Origin of the sequence: Paenibacillus sp. Root52 (assembly GCF_001426865.1) — a bacterium.
Taxonomy (GTDB): Bacteria; Bacillota; Bacilli; order Paenibacillales; family Paenibacillaceae; genus Paenibacillus.
Window position 1 is genome coordinate 79,745 of record NZ_LMFO01000029.1, and the last position, 19,153, is coordinate 98,897.

Consider the following 19,153-nt stretch of genomic DNA (forward strand, 5'->3'; position numbering starts at 1 on the left):
TTCAATTGTAAACGCTATCATAAAGTAACTAGGGAGGTTAGTTCATGAAAGATTCTAGATCCAAGAAAACGAAAAGAAAGACGATACCCATCGCCGCATTGTCGGCAGCTCTGATGTTAACCTCATCGCCAAGTCTCATATATGCGGAAACAACAACTGCTGTGCAGGAGGAAACTGTGCAGGGAGAATCTATACAAGAAGAGTCTGTAAAGGAAGAGTCGATACAGGGTGGACAGGAAGCAGTGGTCGATGATCCATCTGTAACTGCACCAATAGAACAAGAGTCTGCTATACCTGTCACTGAGCAGAACACCCAACTGAGCAGTCAGTTAATCTCCAGCACTCCGGAGGGATCACCTGAAGCACAGAAATTCAGATTCTACACAGCAACGTATGTGTCCGATAGCCTGAATCAGAAGGAAATGAGTTATCGGGTATACCTTCCAGAAGGATATTACGATAGCACAAGAACGTATCCTGTTGTCTATTTGCTTCATGGAGAGAACAATACCAGTGAGCAGTTTGAGTCCAGTGGCATTGCAGACAAGCTAGATCAGTGGATGAAGGATGGGACACTTCAGAAAATGATTGTCATTATGCCAGACTCAAGCAAAGGGAGCTATTTCGTCAATCAGACGGAAGGTGATGATCAAGGAAACTGGGAAAATATGATTGTAAATGATCTGGTTCCCGTAGTTGATGGTAAATTCAGAACAATTGATAAACCGCTATACAGAGCAATTACGGGTATTTCCATGGGTGGTTTTGGTGCTTTTGTCGTCGGGCTTGATCACCCAGAGGTATTTGGTTCGATTGGAAGCCATCGAGCTCCGCTGGGCATGACCATTGCTGGAAAGAATCCGATGGAGATGATAAAAAGCAAATCAGAGAATGAGTTGAAAGCGTATTCCATTTATCTGGATGGTGATGCGGATGACCCTAATACATATGCAGATAACTCCACGAATGCTATTCACGCTCATCTGCGATCCAAATCCATCTCACATGGCTACCAGATGCGTCCGGGTGATCACACCACCGATCCACTCGTGGATCTGAACCGTTCTTTGGGTGCTTTTAATTCGAAATTTGCCAAAGGCATTCTAACAGGCAGCTTTACGGCTACGCCTCAAGCATTGGGTACCGATACGAATGAGGTTCGTGTAGCCTACACAACTCAATTGGATCGGACTGCGGCGCAGCTGTTCCAGAATAATGGTACAGATCAGGATTTTGAGTTGTCTGTATCGCTGAAGGTAACTAATCCAGCGGGTGAGGTCTTGTACAGTGATACGAAGAAAGCGGGGGACATTATTACGGGTTCTGCTGAATCTACTTTTAATGACAGTTTCAATATTCCAGTGGTTCAGCTGGGCAGTAGTAAAAGTACAACTGTTTCTCTCGAAGCCTCGTTACTTGGCTCAACGATATCGCTGGGTTCCAAACCCCTAATCCGCGTTACGCCAACAGGTACGTTGCCTGAAGATATTCAGATTGATCTGCTTGGGGATTGGAAATTTAAGAAAGATTCATATCCAGGACCATCACTACATGGAGAAGCCGAAAATGTGGATACGACGGATTGGGCAACAGTGCAGCCGGGTCTGGACTGGTGGACAGACGGGTTCGGCGGTTATGAAGGGCTGAATAATTATTACGGAGCTGCTTGGTATCAGAAGACATTTTTTGTTCCTGAAGATTTCCCAGATCAGGACCTGACCTTAATGGCCGGCAAAATAGATGATGCTGACATCACCTATATTAATGGAATTAAAGTTGGCGAGACAGGTTTCGTGAACGGCGTGTATAAGTCTTCTTTCTGGGCAGCATCGCGTGAATATAAAATCCCGAGTAATCTGCTGAAACGGGGTCAGGTCAATACGATAGCCGTGTACATGCTTAACGATAACGGCGGTGGTGGCTGGTATTCTGGGCCTATTGGCATTTACACGAAGGCGGCGATGCAAAAAATTAAAGACCTACCTTCTGAGGTGCCTAGTGAGAACGAAGTAACCACAGTGAAGGAGTTCGCGGCTAAGCAATACCAGGCAATAGATCAGAAAAATCTGACTGTCTACGCAGATACATTGTCGGCTAAATATTTTGAGAAAGGCATTGATAAACTGAAGCTGCTGGAACAACGACAACAGTGGACAAAAGATTATGCAACAATCAAAACCAAGATCAACAATCCGTATGTGTTCACACTGGATAACCGTTACTTGTATACGGCTGAAGTTGTCGTAACAGGAACCAAAGCAGATGGAACCGAGACGGTACTTCAGCAGGGAACGGTATCTCAATATTATCAGCAGGAGAACGGTAAACTTCGAGAAACAGGTGACCAGAAACTGTTCTTTGTGACGGAGTTCTATTCAGAAAGTGCGAAGCGGACGGTCAAATACAGAGTTTATCTGCCACAGAGCTATTTGACGAATCCAGACAAGCGTTATTCAAGTGTGTATTTACTTCACCAGTTTAACAGTGACAGTGAGTCCTACGAGATCGACAAAATCGATCAGATTTTGAACAAAGAGATCGCTGCAGGACGATCCAAAGATATGATTGTTGTTATGCCTGACTCTTCCGGAATGAGCTGGTGGGTAAATGGAGCAGAGCCTGATGGTGTGAAATGGCAGGACATGGTGGTTAAGGATCTGGTACCGTATGTAGATCAGAAATTCAGAACGATTGATGATGCGCGTTACAGAGGAACCTCCGGCGTGTCCATGGGTGGATTCGGTTCCTTCGCGATTGGTTTCCAATACCCGGATCTATTCTCTTCAGCAGCAAGTCATATGGGGGCAATAAACTTCACTCAAGCAGGCCAGAATCCAGTTGAGATTATTAAATCTTACCCTGTTGAAGCGTTGAAACGGTATTCTATTTACTTGGATTCAGGTAATGAGGATGTGTACAAATTTGACGTGCCGGTAACGACGCTTCACAAGTATTTGAAGGATAATCATGTAGAACATTATGCCGAGATTCGTGACGGACTACATGACAGTGCGTTCTATACTAAGTCGATAGACTTGTCGTTCGCTCAGCACAGCAGACATTTTGCTGATGCACATGTTACAGACGGAGTTTTGGCGGGAAGTCTTAATATCCAGAGCAGATCTGGCAACAAAACAGTGACATACCAGGTGACTGCAAAAGAACAATTAAATGCTTATGTAGATAACATTCCGACGTCACCTTATGTGAAAAATCAGACGCCAGATCTACACATCCCTGTCATTCTTGAACTCGTTAATCAGGCTACAGGGGAGCGAGTTGCTGTACAACAGGATGCACTTAAAGCTCGTACTGGCGGTGTATCGAAGGAGGGTACACTAACCATTCCTGCTCTTCAAGATGGCAATTACAGCTTAAAACTGAAAGCTTCAGTACTAGATCGCACGTTTACACTTGCTACTGCGAATTACACGGTAGATGGTTCAACGGGAGGATCTCCTGGCAATACCGGGGGAAGCTCTACAGGAGGTTCTTCATCTGGCACACCAGCTATCACTCCGACTCAACCGGTTGCTACACCAGGAGCAAATACGAATACGGACGGTGTTAACGGTGCAACCACGGTAAGCCGTGAAGATGTTGCTGCTGCGCTGGAGAAGCAAACGGATCTGTCGATCAAACTCGCAGAGGGAATCTCACTTGTGCTTCCATTTGACGCTTTGAAACAGATCATGTCAGAGCTGGGTTCTGGATTCAAGTTATTGAATCTGAAATCAATACCTGTTACAGCCACTGAACAAAATTCGAAGATTGCGTCGGCTGGACAGCATTTGGGCGGTCAGCTCAAGTCAGCCGGATCGTTCATCAGCTTGGAGCTGTCTGCTACGCTTGAAGATGGCACAGTTCGCCAGTTGAATCCTACGTTCGAGCAGCCAGTCCAAATTGAACTTGCAGCAGATGCTGGAACCGATCACCAGCTCGTCGGTGTGTATTACTGGAACGAGAAAGGTGAAGCAGCGTTTAAGCGCAGTACATGGCATAGCGAGACAGACACATTTGAAGCCCAGATCAACGAATTGGGAACCTATAGTCTGATGACTTTTACGAAGCCATTCAATGACGTTCAGTCCGGTTCATGGTATAACCGTGCTGTCGAAGTGATGGTTGCTCAGCACATCGTTAAAGGAGTTAACGATGCGAATTTTGCACCTCAAAGTTCTGTGACGAGAGCAGAGTTTGCCGCTCTACTTACCCGTATGCTGGGCCTTGAAGAAACAGCAAATGCACCGTTTGCTGATGTGTCTCAGGACAGATGGTACGCATCCTCCGTTGCGGCTGCATATCAAGCAGGCATTATCAACGGTGTGTCTGATGTGGCTTTTGAACCGAACAGACAGATTACACGAGAGCAGATGGCTGTTATGACTTATAATGCACTGCAAAAGCTGTACCCAGGCGAAAGTGGAACCAGTCATGATGCGTTGGCTGGATTCACAGATGGAAGAGATATTCGTCCTTGGGCTCAGCAGCAACTATCTACACTTGTACAGCTTGGATTAATCCAGGGTAATGGTAAGTCCATGAAGCCTCAGGGTATCGCTACCCGAGGTGAAGCTGTGCAGGTGTTATTGAACCTAATGGAACATAAGGGTCAGTAATACCCTACGGAATAGCTAATTGATAGATACGTAATAATCTAAAAAGGACAAACAAGTTTTAAACCTTCTGCTCGCGGCCACGCGGGCTGGAGGTCTTTTTTTCATAATAGGGTGTTACTCTGTGCAGAGGGATTCTTCAAGGTTCTAGGATGTTATTGTTGGGCATTCAACCAGACATCTGATACACTATTTATCAGGTGAATTAATTGTGATGATCTCGCTGAATTAGCAACAGGCTAACGTATTCAGATTGCAGAGTTGTTGATGATGGGGTCATAGCTGGAAGAAAGGAACGTTATGTATTATGGCAACGATTAAGGATATCGCAGGTCAGGCGGGTGTATCTATTGCTACCGTCTCTAGAGTGCTAAATTATGACCCAACCCTCTCCGTATCAGACGAGACGCGTAAACGCATACTCGAAATTGCTCAACAATTAAATTATCGAACGCCAAGGGAGCGTAACGGTAGTGGGGCTGCACATGGGGTAACCAAAGAAACCCGGCGTATTGGACTGATGAACTGGTATACAGATCAGGAGGAGATGTTGGATCCGTATTACCTGGCTATTCGACTTGGCATTGAAAGAGAATGCTTCAAGCATCAGTTCGAACTTGTGAAGATGTATAAGCACACCACTGGAGAGGGCATTGACTGGAATGGGGAAGCACCTGATGGGATCATTGCCGTTGGAAGGTTTGAGCAGAAGGATATCGATTGCTTCCCAGCTAATCTAGATGCAGTTGTGTTTGTCGATTCATCACCGGATGAAGAGCATTTTGATTCGGTTGTTTTTGATATGCGTCATGCGGTTCGAGGAGCGCTGGATTATTTAAGTAGCCTTGGTCATAGCAGAATCGGTTATATTGGAGGACACAATGAGTCCTATGCTAGAACGACGCGTGATGAGAGGGAGCTTGCTTTTGGCGAATGGCTTCAAGAACACAACTTGCATGAGTCTGCCTTCGTGTATATGGGAAGTAATTGGTACCCAGAGGATGGATATCAGCTAATGAAAAGTGCCCTGGAATCGCAGGTATGCCCAACGGCTTTTTTAGTTCAAAATGATTCGATGGCTGTAGGGGCTCTCCGCGCTCTTCATGAAGCAGGTGTCAAGGTGCCTGAAGAGATGTCTATTATTGGCTTCAATGACATTGCGATGTCGGCATTTATGCAGCCACCGTTAACGACCGTAAAGGTACATATGGAGTACATAGGCGAGACCGCCGTAGAACTGATCGCCGAGCGGCTTCTCTCCAAGCGTGATATAGCCAAAAAAGTAGTTCTTCCTACGAAACTCATCATCAGAGGAAGCTGTGCTGAACTTAAAACTCCGTAGCAGAAAAACAACAACAATTGGTTGAACCTTAATAGATGGTTGATCTCTCGATTAGAATGAATACCACCATAATAAGCCATGAACTCCGAGCTGGAGGGTCATGGCTTATTGTCGTACAACGTTATGATGATTGTATGGGGCGAGTCCTAGACAGCTCAGTCATATGAGCAATTAGACCATCTTGCTCCCTTAATTAAGGAAGGATTCATAGCGTTGCTGGAAAGATACCTCCATCTCGATCTGCCGTGCAAGCTGCTGTTTCACTTTATCTCCGCGTAATGACTGCAACTCTTGCAGGGGCTTCATCGAAGCGAACTGATCCTGTGCCATGCGGGTCAATAGTTCTGCAAGCATATCTGCATCCTCTAGAGCAGCATTTAGTCCGAATGCACCTGTGGGAGTCATCGTATGAGCAGCGTCACCGATGAGCACGATATTGTCCTGCGTCCATGTCTCTGAATAACTGCTTTCCACAGATAATAAGACAAAGTCACTCCATGTTTGGATGTGCGCTTTAACCGAATCAGCCAAACAAGGGAATGCCGTGACCAGTTTTTGAACAAAAGGTGTAAAAGGCAGCTCGCGCAACTTGGAATAAGATCCTTGGGGGATGTTCCAGCCGATCTGAACATAGCCCCCGAATTGAGAAAAGAGAGCCAGCTGTTGTCCGTCCATGCTTGCCATTCGTACCGCAGGTTCCCAGCCTACAGGTGCCGGGATGCGAGCCCATAACAGGTCATAACCATGCTTACGAATAAGGGGGATCATTCCCGAATGTTTCCGTACAGCTGAGTATCGTCCATCAGCACCGACGATAATGGAAGCTTCAATGGAAGACGGAACGCCATTTTGACGGATATTGATACCAACAGGCTTACCGGTCTTCTCTCGCAATATCCCGGTCATAATGGTATTGAAGAGGATATGCTCATGGTTTTGCTCTTGCTGCTGTGACTGGGTGACGATAATCTCTAACAAGTGATCCTGTGGTACATGGATGCCAACGTGCGAGACTTCATCACTTGGGAAAATGGTTTTAATAATTTTACCGTCTTCCCAATATTGAATCTCCTCCAGCGGAAGTGCTCCGCGCTCAGCAATAATGGAGTATAGACCATGTTTGTTTAATATAGCTTCTCCATCCGTATTCAGCAGCTCTCCGCGGAATGACTTGTGAAGATGTGGCTGTCGTTCAATTAAAGCTGTAGATATGCCTTGTCGATTCAACAGATTGGACAATAGTGCTCCACCTGGCCCCGCCCCAACGATACAGACATCGACAGTCAGCGTTTGGTTTGTTTCATTTGTATTATTCATATGTTAAAATTCCTTCGCTGTATTATAGGTGATCATTCATGTACTTTATAACAATAAATTTATAAAAATCATTAAGTAACTAAAAGTAACTTTGAGCATAAGTAATTATAAACAAACTCCTTAAGATATTGCAATAGGTTGTTTAAGTACCTGTCTCTAAACTTGCCTAAACGTCTGACATTCATCCCAATTGAACCCGTCGAATGCAAACGTATATTTCACAAACAAAATAGTACAAATATGTTACAATATAAGGTAGGTTATGATCATAGGTAGGAGGGACAGTTATGAGTCCGGATACGGAGCGAAACTCTCAATTGGCAAATATCGATCAATTGTTGGAGGCCTTCTTCAGATATAAAAATAAAGTGTTGGATCAGCAACAGAAGAATGAAACAAACTGCAAACTGAATCCAACCAAAAATCATATATTGGCCATGATATTACGTGAAGAACGTTGCATGGCTGTTGATGTGGCAAGACAGCTCAGCCTATCTTCGGGAGCAACGACAATTGTCCTGAATCAGTTGGAGAGTGAGGGGCTTATTCAACGGGTGCGCAGTGAAGAGGATCGGCGGATTGTCTGGTTATCCCTTACAAGTGATGGAGAGCAGCTAGCTCGTACATTGATTGCGAATCGTGGCCGCATGACTTGGGAATTGTTGCAGGCACTTACAGAAGAGGAACAACAACAGATGATCGGCATGCTCAAAAAAATTGAGCTGAAGCTGCTGGAGAACATGAAAGCACTTGAGCAAGCGAATCGATAAGGTAATACGTTTCAATTTAAGGCGTCAGCCTTCAAGAATTTCAGACCTTCGTTGAGGTCTAAACCTTGAAGACTGGCGTTTTTTATTTTACATATCAATTTAAATTCATTCACCTACAGGTTCATAAGTGGTCTTTGAATTTGCAGGAATATGCATTTCATATTTCATTAAGGGTATTATAAAATGTTTTCGCTTATAGGTGGAACCTGCGAATATGGTCTGTTAGACCTTCAAGCTGCAAGATTTCCTTTTGTTTCTCACCGAGAAGATCAAAATGAGGAAAAAGCTCACGTCGATGAATATAACGAGGATTAAGTCCATGTGCGCGGCACCATTCTTCGAGTCTTTCCAAATCTGCACATCCCACTTTGGTCACACTCTTTACGCCAGGGAAACGGGGATCAATCCAAAAATGAGTGAGATAGGCAATTTCGCCACGGGAGACACGCTCTTTCCAGGCTGTCAGCTCTTTTCGCTTAATTCCAAATGCCATAATTACCAAAATCCTTTCCAAACGGGTATTGTCCTGAACGTATTGTAACATCTTATAGTGGTAGTTCAAAAAGTCCGCTTTTAATTACGAAGGAACAGAATCAATCACTATTGTTCAAACGAAGCTATTATAAAATGCGGTGGCTGGGTAAATGTATATGACAACATTTTTATAACCATTATTCGTTATATGCTAAAATAAGGCATCAATGTTCATTACGCGGAAAGGGAATGACATCATGGAACTATTTATCGCAGTCCTCGTTTTACTGGTTCTGATCGGTTTATCCAATATATTGAACCGATTTGTACCTTTTATCCCCGTTCCGCTCATTCAGATTGCGCTTGGTTTTGCTGTAGCGTTGCTACCGGCCGGCGTACATTTGCCACTGAATCCGGAATTGTTCTTTGTGCTGTTTATTGCTCCATTGTTATACAACGATGGCAAACGAACACCTCGAAATGAATTGTGGAATCTTAGAGCACCCATTCTACTTCTTGCTCTAGGGCTTGTATTTGTCACCGTACTGGTGGGCGGATATGCGATCCACTGGCTTATTCCTACCATTCCACTTCCTGCTGCCTTTGCGCTGGCTGCAATTTTGTCCCCGACGGATGCTGTAGCTGTTGGAGCGATGGCAGGACGTGTGCATCTTCCCAAAAGCATACATAGGTTACTTGAGGGAGAGGCGTTAATGAACGATGCCTCTGGATTGGTTGCTTTCAAATTTGCAATTGCTGCAACGGTTACAGGTGTTTTTTCACTTGCTGAGGCCTCGGTTAGCTTCTTAATTATTGCAATCGGCGGGCTACTTGCCGGTGCATTATTATCGTTTCTGCTGATCCGGCTTGGTGTCTGGATTCGTCGTCTTGGAATGGAGGATGTAACCATTCATATGCTTCTGCAGATTTTGACGCCATTCGTTATATATCTCGTGAGTGAAGAGATTGGTGTCTCGGGGATTTTGGCAGTCGTAGCTGGTGGCATCATTCATGCGATTGAGCGTGATCGAACGGAATCCGTGCAACTGAAAATGCAGGTTGTATCGATGAGCACGTGGTCTGTAATTTTGTATATTCTGAATGGTCTGGTGTTTGTCATTCTAGGCGTGCAGATTCCAGATGTGTTAAATACTATTTTTGCCAATGCTTCGTTTAATAATGGACAGGTTCTCGGCTACGTAGGTCTGATTACGTTGTTGTTGTTAGTATTACGTTTTGCGTGGATTTATGTATTCTGGCGTGGGAACAAATGGTTTCGTCCTCAATCTTCGATTGGAAAGCCAAAATTCAAAGCAATGACGTTGATTTCTCTTTCAGGTGTGAGAGGGGCGGTGACGCTAGCGGGTGCATTCTCCATTCCATATGTACTCGAAGATGGCTCGCCTTTCCCAGAGCGGGATCTCATTATATTTTTGGCGGCAGGTGTCATTCTGTTAACATTAATTGCAGCGAGTGCCTTGCTTCCGGTATTAGCCAAAAATGATGAGAAAACAACGGATGGCGAACCACTTACGACCGAGCGTAAAGCTCAAGATATTATGCTAAATGCAGCCATTCGCGCGGTGAAGTCAGAGATGAACGAGGAGAACAAGGCAGCAGCGCTTGCTGTAGTTTCAGACCTATCGAAGTATATCAGACAGGCAGCTGGTCAGCTCACCGCGGGGAAACGCAAAGATATCCTTAAACAGGAAGCGGCCATTAACCTGATCGGTACACGGGCTGAGCGTAAGGAAGTGCAGAAGATGTTGGATGAAAATGTAATTGCATCTGACGCAGCATTCCGGTGTAATAGCTGGCTGGATCGCAAAGAAATGATGCTGGCTAACCGAACCAACACACAAATGATGTTCTCCATCAGTGAGATTGGACGTGTGATCGGACATCTGTTCACCGAGCGCCAAGAAGCACCGACGCCGCAGTTCATGATCGAAAATGCAGAGCTGTTTCAACAGGTTAAACTTCGTACCTCTGAAGCAGCGATTAAGGCGATCCGTGCCCAGATGAACGATGCCAATCGTACGGTGGCGATAGCGGTTATTGCCAAGTATGAGCGTGTCATCTCCAAATTGCGTAGCTGGAATCAAGGGCAGAAGGAAGATCCATTCGATCAGAACAAGATGGAGCTGCAGATGGTAGCGATTCAAGAGCAGCGGAATACGGTACAGCAATTGTATGAGAATGGTGAAATTAACCGGGACGTGGCTGCTAAATTACGGCGTTTTATCAATGATGTGGAGGCTACCGTGCTCAAAAATAGTTAACCTGACAAATCCGATATTTTAAATATGGTTATGCGTTTGATATAATACAGGAAGCACGTGAACACACCTTCAGAAAAAGGAGATAGATGAGATATGGCAGAACAACACACTCGTTTAGGCAAAACAGATCTAGTCGTTAACCCCATCGGGTTAGGTGCAAACGCAGTAGGTGGACACAATATCTATCCAGATATGTTGAATGATGAAACGGGTAAAGAAGTCGTTCGCACGGCATTGAAGCAAGGGATTAACTTTGCGGATACAGCCTTCATCTATGGTCCGGAGCATTCTGAGCGATTAATTGGCGAAGTTCTCAAAGAAACAGGTCAGCGTCAAAATACAATCATAGCAACCAAGGCTGCACATAAATTGGTCGATGGAAAGGTTGAGATCGATAACTCTCCAGCCTTTCTAACCGAAGCTGTTGACCAAGCACTAAGACGTTTACAGACGGATTACATCGATTTATTCTATATTCATTTCCCAGACGAACAGACACCGAAGGACGAAGCAGTAGGTGCGTTAAAGCGATTAAAGGATGCAGGCAAAATTCGGGCAATAGGTTTATCCAACTTCTCCGTTGAACAGCTTCGGGAAGCAAACCGCGATGGGCACGTGGACGTCCTGCAATCCGAATATAATCTATTTAAACGAGAAGCAGAACAAGAACTGCTTCCCTATACAAAAGAACATCACATTTCATTTGTTCCTTACTTCCCATTGGCGGCAGGGCTACTGGGAGGCAAATATAATCGTGATACAACATTCCAAGACGGACGTGCAACGAATCCACTCTTCACCGGAGAGAACTTTATTCGCAATTTGGACAAGGTAGATCAGCTTCGCAGCATCGCAGAATCCAAAAACGCTGAGGTTGCTCATCTTGTCTTGGCATGGTATCTATCCCAGCCTTCCATTGATGCCCTGATCCCAGGAGCGAAGAAACCGGAACAGGTGATTAATAATTTGAAGACGTTGCAGGTAGAATTGACTGCTGAAGAAATTGCAGTAATAGATCAGATTTTTCGCTAGGCCGAGTTTTCAGACACGTTCTAAATAGTTCCGGGGAATCGGGTAATGCTAACAGGGAGAGTGTAGGTTCATCAACATAGAAAGGATATGAACATGACCCTGATCCCGAAAAAAGCCCGAATGCTCGGAATATTCATTGTGATTCTCTTATTGAGCTGTAATACGGTTTATGCGAAGCCGGCGCAGAAGAACCGGCAGTATTACGAGGAACGTGGAGAGATTGTGTGGGAAGTGCCTACACAGGATAAGCTTATCGCCCTAACATTTGATGATGGCCCGGATCCTGTGCAGACACCCGAAATTTTGGCTTTGCTCCGGCAGTATGAAGCCAAAGCTACGTTTTTTGTGTTAGGTAAATGGGCTGAGAAATTTCCGCAACTTGTCATGCAAGAGCAGCAGGAAGGACATGAGGTAGCTAATCACACGTATGCACATACGTATGCAGTGCGATCTACGGGTGCTGACACCTATATCCGAGACATGGATGCGGCCGAGAAGTCTATCCTTGGTGCGGGGGTTGCACGTCCAATGTTGTTTAGACCTCCCGGTGGCTACTATAACGATATGGTGATTCAAGCTGCCAAGCAAAAAGGGTATACCATTGTGTTATGGTCTTGGCATCAGGACACTCGCGATTGGGCTTCCCCAGGAGTCGCTACCATTGCCAACAAAGTGTTGAAAAACGTTCGTAACGGGGACATTGTTCTATTCCATGACAAAGTGGAAGGAAAGTCTCAGACGGTGCAGGCATTAGCACGAATCTTGCCTCAACTTCAACAAGAAGGCTATCACTTCGTGACCGTATCCGAGTTGCTTGCTGTTAAAGCCAAGGAGGCTGCAAAGAACGGCGTATCCTCTTCGAAAGTTCACCCGTAATTGGAATTCAAACCCGCCGTCTCTGGATTTCAGAGCGAAGCGGGTTTTTGCATTTGGCAGGCACAGCTTTTGTTTTGATCTCAAAACGTCTACAATAGATGAAGATTTGCTACAGGTGGCGTTATGAATTAGGACTGACTTATATATAAGGAGGAGAACGGATGAACGGACAACAACGGGTTAACATTAGAGCAGGCTTAGAAGTGGATATCGTGCTGAAGCAGGATCAAGCTACTGGCAAGCTGACACGGGGGATCGTGAAGGATTTACTGACCAAGTCACCCACACATCCTCATGGAATTAAGGTTCGTCTCACCAATGGACAGGTAGGACGAGTTAAGCAGATTATCAGTGGAGCAGCGCAGTGATTGAATGCGTGAGACAATAGATGAAGAGCACAGCAGATGTAATGGCACATCTCGCAGGAGGGAATGAACGACAGCAGGATGCCTATCAAGTGCTCCAAGAAAGTAGAGTGTTACTTACCTTGGCAGCATTTCAGGCTTATCCTGCGGGAACTGTACCTATAGATATCGACATTCCAGGTAGTGATCTAGATATCCTTTGTGAGGCACATGATCTAGATGCTTTTGCAATTCATATTCACCGAGAATTGGGTAACATGCTGCATTTCCAATGTAATCGTGGTACCCGAAGTGTGGATGGAACATCTTATGTGACATGTAACTTTCAGATTGACCATTGGCCTATAGAGATTTTTGCTCAAGCTGTCCCCATTCAACAGCAGAACGCATATCTTCATATGAAGGTAGAGTGGGAACTGTTACAACTATGGGGATCTGAGGGACATCGTGAGATTCGAAGATTAAAACGTTCTGGACTCAAGACTGAGCCTGCCTTTGCTCAAGTGCTTGGGTTACAGGGCGATCCCTATGTGGAGATGCTGCATCTGGCAACGTGGAGTCATATCGAGCTTAGAGATTGGGCGCGTAAGCAGCCGTCATTCTTTCAGTTGTCTTCAATGATTAATGAATCATCATAATAAGAAAATGGCTACAATAGTCGTGACTGTTAAGCCTAGTAATACAGGCTTCAGGTTTCGACGAGCAAGTTCAAACGGACTTACCCCGCATATGGCGGCGGCTGGAATCAACGCCCAAGGAATCAAAGTTCCACCGCCGACCCAAATCGCGGCAACCTGCCCTAGAGCGGTAAGTGTAGCTGCAGATGAAGCTGTATCGGCAAACATTGTTGCAATCGAACCAACGAGAGAGATCCCCGAAAACCCCGAACCATCCATACCTGTGACCGCACCGGTCAGTGTAAGCGTGATTGCACCAATCGAATCATTCAAAGGTACGAGTCCCGCTAAGGCAACACCAAGATCATTCACAATACCGTGAGATCCATCAGGCAATGGATTGTTGAACAGCTCAGTGATGGCTGAATCTCCGAGATAAAAGAACGCTGCGATTGGGATAACGGGGCCAAATACTTTGAATCCAAATTGAAACCCTTCAATGAGGTAACTCGTTGTTTCTTCGGGGCCTGTGTGGCGATGGGCTACAAGGGTTACTGCGATCAGAATCAGCACAGCGGTACCGCCAATTAGGGCTGTAGCATCTCCGCCTTGAAGATTTAACACAAACATAAGAATAACATCAACTGCAAATAACAACGGAATTAGAATGGCGAATACCCTTTTCCAAATGGAAGGCAGAGGTTGTTGTTCAATGGAGGGAGTCGTCGCTTCCGGTGCAGAAGTGGATGCGGTAGGATTCACGTACATTTCCCCTGTGACCGGGTTGCGAAGGGTATTGGTGTGATTTGCCTGCATCTCTTTGCGAAGCATCCAAAATGCCGTAATGGTGGATATGGCACCCATAACAATGACGAGTGGAATACTCGCCGTAATGACAGAGCTTACTGGAAGTCCGGCAGCATCTGCTGTGAGTTTGGGCGCACCTTGGATGATGAAATCTCCTGATAAGGCAATCCCGTGTCCAAAAAGATTCATGGCGATGGCCGCTCCGATGGGAGGAAGCCCTACACGAACCGCAACAGGCAGCAAAACAGCTCCTACTAGAGCAACTGCAGGTGATGGCCAGAAAAAGAAGGAGACCACCATCATAATGAGGCCGATGCCCCAGAAAGCGACCTGCGGTGAACGGATAAATCGTGTCAGTGGCGCTACCATCACTTCATTAATACCTGTTCGAATGAGCACCCGGCTCATAGCTACAATGATCGAGATGATGAATATAGTACTGATCAGCTCTTTCACCGCATAGATAAAACTGTTAAATATGCCTGACACAGAACCGGTTAATGATTCGGTAGCCAACAGACCAATGGTCATAATACCAGCGACACAGATAATGGTTGTATCTCTTCGCCGAATCATTACAGCGATGATAAGTACGATAAACGCCAGATATACATAATGCAACGGAACAAGTTGAATATTCACATTATAAGTCCCCCTCCATCTTAAGAGCCCAAGGCGTGCTATATCGTATGCATGTCAGCATCAGGCGTTCATAGAGAAATGCATGGTGTAGGAGGATTTTTTTTACAGATAGAGAACTTAATTAACTATACAATGTGTATCGTTCATACTACTGTAGGTCACCAGAGTAGTAGTTAGAGGTCACCAAAGTGCATAGACAACGGAAAGCGAGCATGATTACAATGAACATGCCATCATAAGGAAGAAAAATGGAAAAAAAGGCGATCTATCTTGTACGTGAATAAGAAAGAACAAGCATTGTTGATAACGTTTACAATTGTGGGTTATGCCAAGAAGATTTTAATGCTGAACAAAAAAGGGCGGTCATCTATGAACTTCATCCGTTCATTACGTTTCAAATTTATTGTTGGTCTGACACTCATCATGCTGCCCTTGTTTCTGTTGATGTACTATAACAATGTGTACGCCATGAATGTTGTACGTGATCAAGTATCGCTTACGAGTATGAATCATCTAGTCAAGAGCGTTGAACAAAATGAACGAGTCCTTCAAGAAACGAATCGTTATCTATATAGCTTGGGTGAACGCGACCCCGATATCATTTCCTTGTTTTTTCTAAAATACGGCAGCGGGGATTACATTATTGCTAAGCAACGGATTATGAATAAATTCATGACAGATATTGGCTTCTACAATCTGATCGATTCCTTCTTTTTATACGACGCCATAAACGATGATCTATTACTCGCTACCTCCGGTGATTACGACATCAAAATGTCGCTCGTGCAGAAGAGTATGCCCGTGCAGATGCAGCAATTCGAAGGGGATATTCAGCAGCCTGAATGGGGGATCGTCCGCGGCGAATCGAGAAATGCACTTGTGAAGACGGTTCGCATCAACCAGCAATTCTACGCGGGGGCTCTTGTGGATATGAACGCACTGAATTATCCAGAGCAATTCACGGAATCGGGAGATCGGGGTGGAGCTGTTATTGTAGGAATAGATGGGATAGCATTATCCAATTCATCGTTGAGTGCAGATCAGATTAAGCTAGCGGCTGCCCATCTTCCAGGATTAAAGAACCCCTATCAGGTTATCTCGGAAGAAGTACCCAAAGGTAAGGCACGTCAATATTTGATGCTGGGCTTGCCTTCAGCGATGTCGAAGATGAACTACGTTGTGCTCTTGCCCGAAGAAGACATGATGCGAAACTTACCGTTCTTCCAGCGGATTATTCGTTTGCTACCTATTGGTGCAGCTGTCATTCTTATTACTGCCCTTGTCTTTGTCCGTCAATTACTGTTCCGGCCGATGAATATGCTCATCCGTGGTATGAGAAGGGTGAGTCGGGGAGAGCTGGATGTTAGGTTGGAGCCACCCGCTTCTTCGGAGCTGGAGTTTGTTACTCGAAGCTTCAATCAGATGACGAGTCAGATCCAGCATCTTAAGATTGATGTTTATGAGGAGCAGCTAAGAACGAGGGAAGCAGAGTTCAAGCAGCTCCAGATGCAGATTAACCCTCACTTTTATCTGAACTCCCTCAATATCATTCATAGCCTGGCCTCTCTACAGAAGCATGAGCTGGTGCAACAGATGGCGGGGCATCTGGCTGACTATTTCCGTTTCAGTCTGCGAGCAGGCAAACGTGTCATTAGACTTGATGAAGAACTGGAGCATATACGCCACTATTTGGAGATTCAGAAACTTCGTTTTCCCAACAAGCTTAGTTTTTCGCTGGAAGTAGAAGCTGGCCTGGGGCATTATGTGCTGCCACCGTTAACGCTACAACCCTTCGTAGAAAATTCAATTATACATGGATTCCAGCGGCGTACAGAGCCTTTTATCATTCGCATCAAAGGTCAGGGTACAGCAATCGTATCTGGTTCTACTGCAAACGATGAGGAGACAGAAGAGCTTCCGATGTTATTGATAACGATAGAGGACAATGGCGTAGGCTTCAACCAGGAGTTGCTGGATCGTTTGCAACAAGGGCAATATGCAGAAGATCCAGGGGGACAGCATATTGGGATCTGGAATGTAGCACACCGATTGATGGTGAAATATGGAGATGTAGCCGGGCTTGCATTCAGCAATCAAGCAGATGGCGGAGCCAAAGTCGTAATTCATGTACCCGCTCAGACGGAAGAAGAAGAAGGGGGAGCCTAATGCGGAATCTATTGATCGTGGATGATGAAGTATATGCCCTACAGGCCATGGTTGAAGGCGTGAACTGGCACTCGGCGGGCATTGATCAGGTATTTAGTGCAGGAGATGCTGAAGAGGCGCGAATAATACTGAAGCGACACGCTATCGATATCATGATCTGTGATATTGAAATGCCTGGCGAGACAGGGCTCGATCTACAGAGTTGGGTTCTTAAGCATGATCCAGGTATGTTGACTATTTTCCTTACAGGTCATGCTTTGTTTGCATATGCGCAGTCGGCAATTAAGCTGAACAGCTTTGATTACGTGCTTAAGCCAGCTCCTGCGGATCAATTGCTCAAGATAGTAAGTCAGGCTGTAGACAAAATCAAAGCAGGTGAGCAGCGCACACATACAAATAAACTCTACGAGACCGTCTATAAACGGTGGCAGACACATAAGCCATTATTGACAGAGCGGTTCTGGAAAGATGCGATATCTCAACGAATGACGTTGACTAAACAGCGCTTGCAGGAATTAGCCGAAGTGTATGGAGCCGAGATTGATCCGAATGCACGAATTGTACCAATCGTCATTTCGGTGGAGGAATGGGTTCGTGAATTTGACCTTCGGGATGAAGAGGTATTGGAATATGCGCTGCGAAATGCAGCCAAGGAAATGTTGTTAGGAGACAGACCTGGTGAGGTGTTTCAAGATCATGGAGGTCTAAATATTGTGCTTGCGTATGAACAGGATGGCATCGTGGCTTCAGCGAAAGAGATGGAAAAGGATTGCCAGATCTATATTCGAGAATGCGGTACGTACTTCTATTGCCGATTATCCTGTTATGTGGGTGTCCCTGTTGCGGTTACTGAATTACAGGGGATGCTCAATGAGTTGATGGACATGGAGCGTCGCAATATCAAGGAACTCGAAGGTGTATTTGTATACGATGAGCAAGGCCGAGATACCGAAGATCGCTTTTTACCGATTCCGTGGTTCTCCGAATTGTCCATTCTGTTCGAGACAGGCAAAGTAGGAGATTTACGTGAACGCGTCGATGAGATTTTCGAGTTGTTGGCTGGACAAGAGAGGTTGTCACCGGAGATTCTGCGACTGTACTATCATGCGATGCTTCATGTGGTATATCCTTTGCTTCATCAGAAAAATGTATCTGTACGCAGTCTTTATCCAGGGGAACGCGAGCCGGAAGAAAGTGTCGTAACACGTTCCTTGCCCCAGTTGAAGCAGTGGACCCTAGAACTAATTAGCCGTGTGGTACCTGTGTTGTATCCAGACGATCATAGTCCAATGACGATCGTGGATCAATTGTGCATCTACATTGAGAATCATATTGGTGAAGAGCTGATGCGAGAAGAACTAGCTTCCTTTGCAGGATTTAACCCCGCGTATCTGTCTCGTCTCTTTCGGAAGGAGAAGGGCATGTCTCTTTCGGAGTTTATTTTACAGCGCAGAGTAGCGAAAGCGAAAACGTTATTATCCCAGTCTACCGTGAAGGTAACGGATATTGCGGGCAAGGTGGGATATTATAACTATTCTCATTTTACGAAAATGTTCAAGAAGTGCACCGGCATAACCCCCCAGGAATTTCGCAAACAATCGCGTACCGTACAGCTATGACGCAGCATGCTGCGTCTTTTGTATTTTTAGAAGTTGTTCAAAAAGTCCGATTTTGATTACGAAGGATGCCTAATGGCATCTCAGCGTCGAATATGGGATTCAACCGAAATGTCCGTTGCTCACGTAGGTTTGCCTACGCTCCGCTACTCCATTTCTAGCTTCATCCCATATTCTCGGTACTGAAAAGCGAACTTTTTGAACTTCAATTGTAAGAGGTTGTTCAAAAAG

13 protein-coding genes are annotated in these 19,153 nt (G+C 45.3%); 10 read left to right on the top strand and 3 right to left on the bottom strand.

What is annotated here, in order from left to right; translation table 11 throughout:
• The first annotated feature begins 44 nt into the window (after window positions 1-44).
• Together ASD24_RS21425 and ASD24_RS21430 are read left to right on the top strand one after the other, a co-directional pair.
• Window positions 45-4,619: an alpha/beta hydrolase-fold protein gene (locus ASD24_RS21425; protein WP_056700357.1), complete on the top strand. Its 4,575-nt coding sequence runs from the start codon at window positions 45-47 to the stop codon at window positions 4,617-4,619.
• A 304-nt stretch (window positions 4,620-4,923) separates the two neighbouring features.
• Window positions 4,924-5,958 carry a LacI family DNA-binding transcriptional regulator gene (locus ASD24_RS21430; protein WP_056700358.1) on the top strand — a complete coding sequence of 345 codons (1,035 nt, stop codon included), beginning with the start codon at window positions 4,924-4,926 and terminating at the stop codon, window positions 5,956-5,958.
• A gap of 189 nt (window positions 5,959-6,147) precedes the next feature.
• Here the strand turns inward: ASD24_RS21430 and ASD24_RS21435 are convergent, their stop codons facing one another.
• On the bottom strand, window positions 6,148-7,275 hold the full coding sequence (locus ASD24_RS21435) for an FAD-dependent monooxygenase (RefSeq protein ID WP_056700360.1): 1,128 nt from the start codon (window positions 7,273-7,275) through the stop codon (window positions 6,148-6,150).
• Between the two features lie 287 nt (window positions 7,276-7,562).
• Here ASD24_RS21435 and ASD24_RS21440 point away from each other — a divergent pair, with 287 nt between their 5' ends.
• On the top strand, window positions 7,563-8,045 hold the full coding sequence (locus ASD24_RS21440) for a MarR family winged helix-turn-helix transcriptional regulator (RefSeq protein ID WP_056700362.1): 483 nt from the start codon (window positions 7,563-7,565) through the stop codon (window positions 8,043-8,045).
• 193 nt (window positions 8,046-8,238) lie between these two features.
• On the opposite strand, the gene ASD24_RS21445 is transcribed toward ASD24_RS21440, so the two are convergent.
• A complete protein-coding gene (locus ASD24_RS21445) occupies window positions 8,239-8,538 on the bottom strand; it encodes a hypothetical protein (protein ID WP_056700364.1) in 300 nt (99 codons plus the stop codon).
• Between the two features lie 238 nt (window positions 8,539-8,776).
• Here ASD24_RS21445 and ASD24_RS21450 point away from each other — a divergent pair, with 238 nt between their 5' ends.
• From ASD24_RS21450 to ASD24_RS21470, 5 genes are all read left to right on the top strand, one after another.
• Window positions 8,777-10,801 (top strand): Na+/H+ antiporter, encoded by a 2,025-nt coding sequence (locus ASD24_RS21450; RefSeq protein WP_056700365.1) that lies wholly within the window; start codon window positions 8,777-8,779, stop codon window positions 10,799-10,801.
• Between the two features lie 93 nt (window positions 10,802-10,894).
• On the top strand, window positions 10,895-11,833 hold the full coding sequence (locus tag ASD24_RS21455) for an aldo/keto reductase (protein ID WP_056700367.1): 939 nt from the start codon (window positions 10,895-10,897) through the stop codon (window positions 11,831-11,833).
• Window positions 11,834-11,953: 120 nt separating this feature from the next.
• Window positions 11,954-12,709, top strand: a complete 756-nt coding sequence (locus ASD24_RS21460) for a polysaccharide deacetylase family protein (RefSeq protein WP_056701126.1) — start codon at window positions 11,954-11,956, stop codon at window positions 12,707-12,709.
• A gap of 161 nt (window positions 12,710-12,870) precedes the next feature.
• Entirely contained in the window at window positions 12,871-13,077 is a 207-nt protein-coding gene (locus tag ASD24_RS21465; RefSeq protein ID WP_056700368.1) for a YwbE family protein, read from the top strand.
• 20 nt (window positions 13,078-13,097) lie between these two features.
• Window positions 13,098-13,712 (top strand): DUF4269 domain-containing protein, encoded by a 615-nt coding sequence (locus ASD24_RS21470; protein ID WP_056700370.1) that lies wholly within the window; start codon window positions 13,098-13,100, stop codon window positions 13,710-13,712.
• On the opposite strand, the gene ASD24_RS21475 is transcribed toward ASD24_RS21470, so the two are convergent.
• On the bottom strand, window positions 13,707-15,140 hold the full coding sequence (locus ASD24_RS21475; RefSeq protein WP_056700372.1) for a hypothetical protein: 1,434 nt from the start codon (window positions 15,138-15,140) through the stop codon (window positions 13,707-13,709). The genes ASD24_RS21470 and ASD24_RS21475 overlap by 6 nt on opposite strands.
• Window positions 15,141-15,416: 276 nt before the next feature.
• Here ASD24_RS21475 and ASD24_RS21480 point away from each other — a divergent pair, with 276 nt between their 5' ends.
• Both ASD24_RS21480 and ASD24_RS21485 read left to right on the top strand, forming a co-directional pair.
• Complete coding sequence (locus ASD24_RS21480) at window positions 15,417-17,306, top strand: sensor histidine kinase (protein WP_056700373.1); 1,890 nt, start codon at window positions 15,417-15,419, stop codon at window positions 17,304-17,306.
• Complete coding sequence (locus ASD24_RS21485; protein ID WP_056700376.1) at window positions 17,306-18,925, top strand: response regulator transcription factor; 1,620 nt, start codon at window positions 17,306-17,308, stop codon at window positions 18,923-18,925. Before ASD24_RS21480 ends, ASD24_RS21485 begins: the two co-directional genes overlap by 1 nt.
• Window positions 18,926-19,153 lie beyond the last annotated feature (228 nt).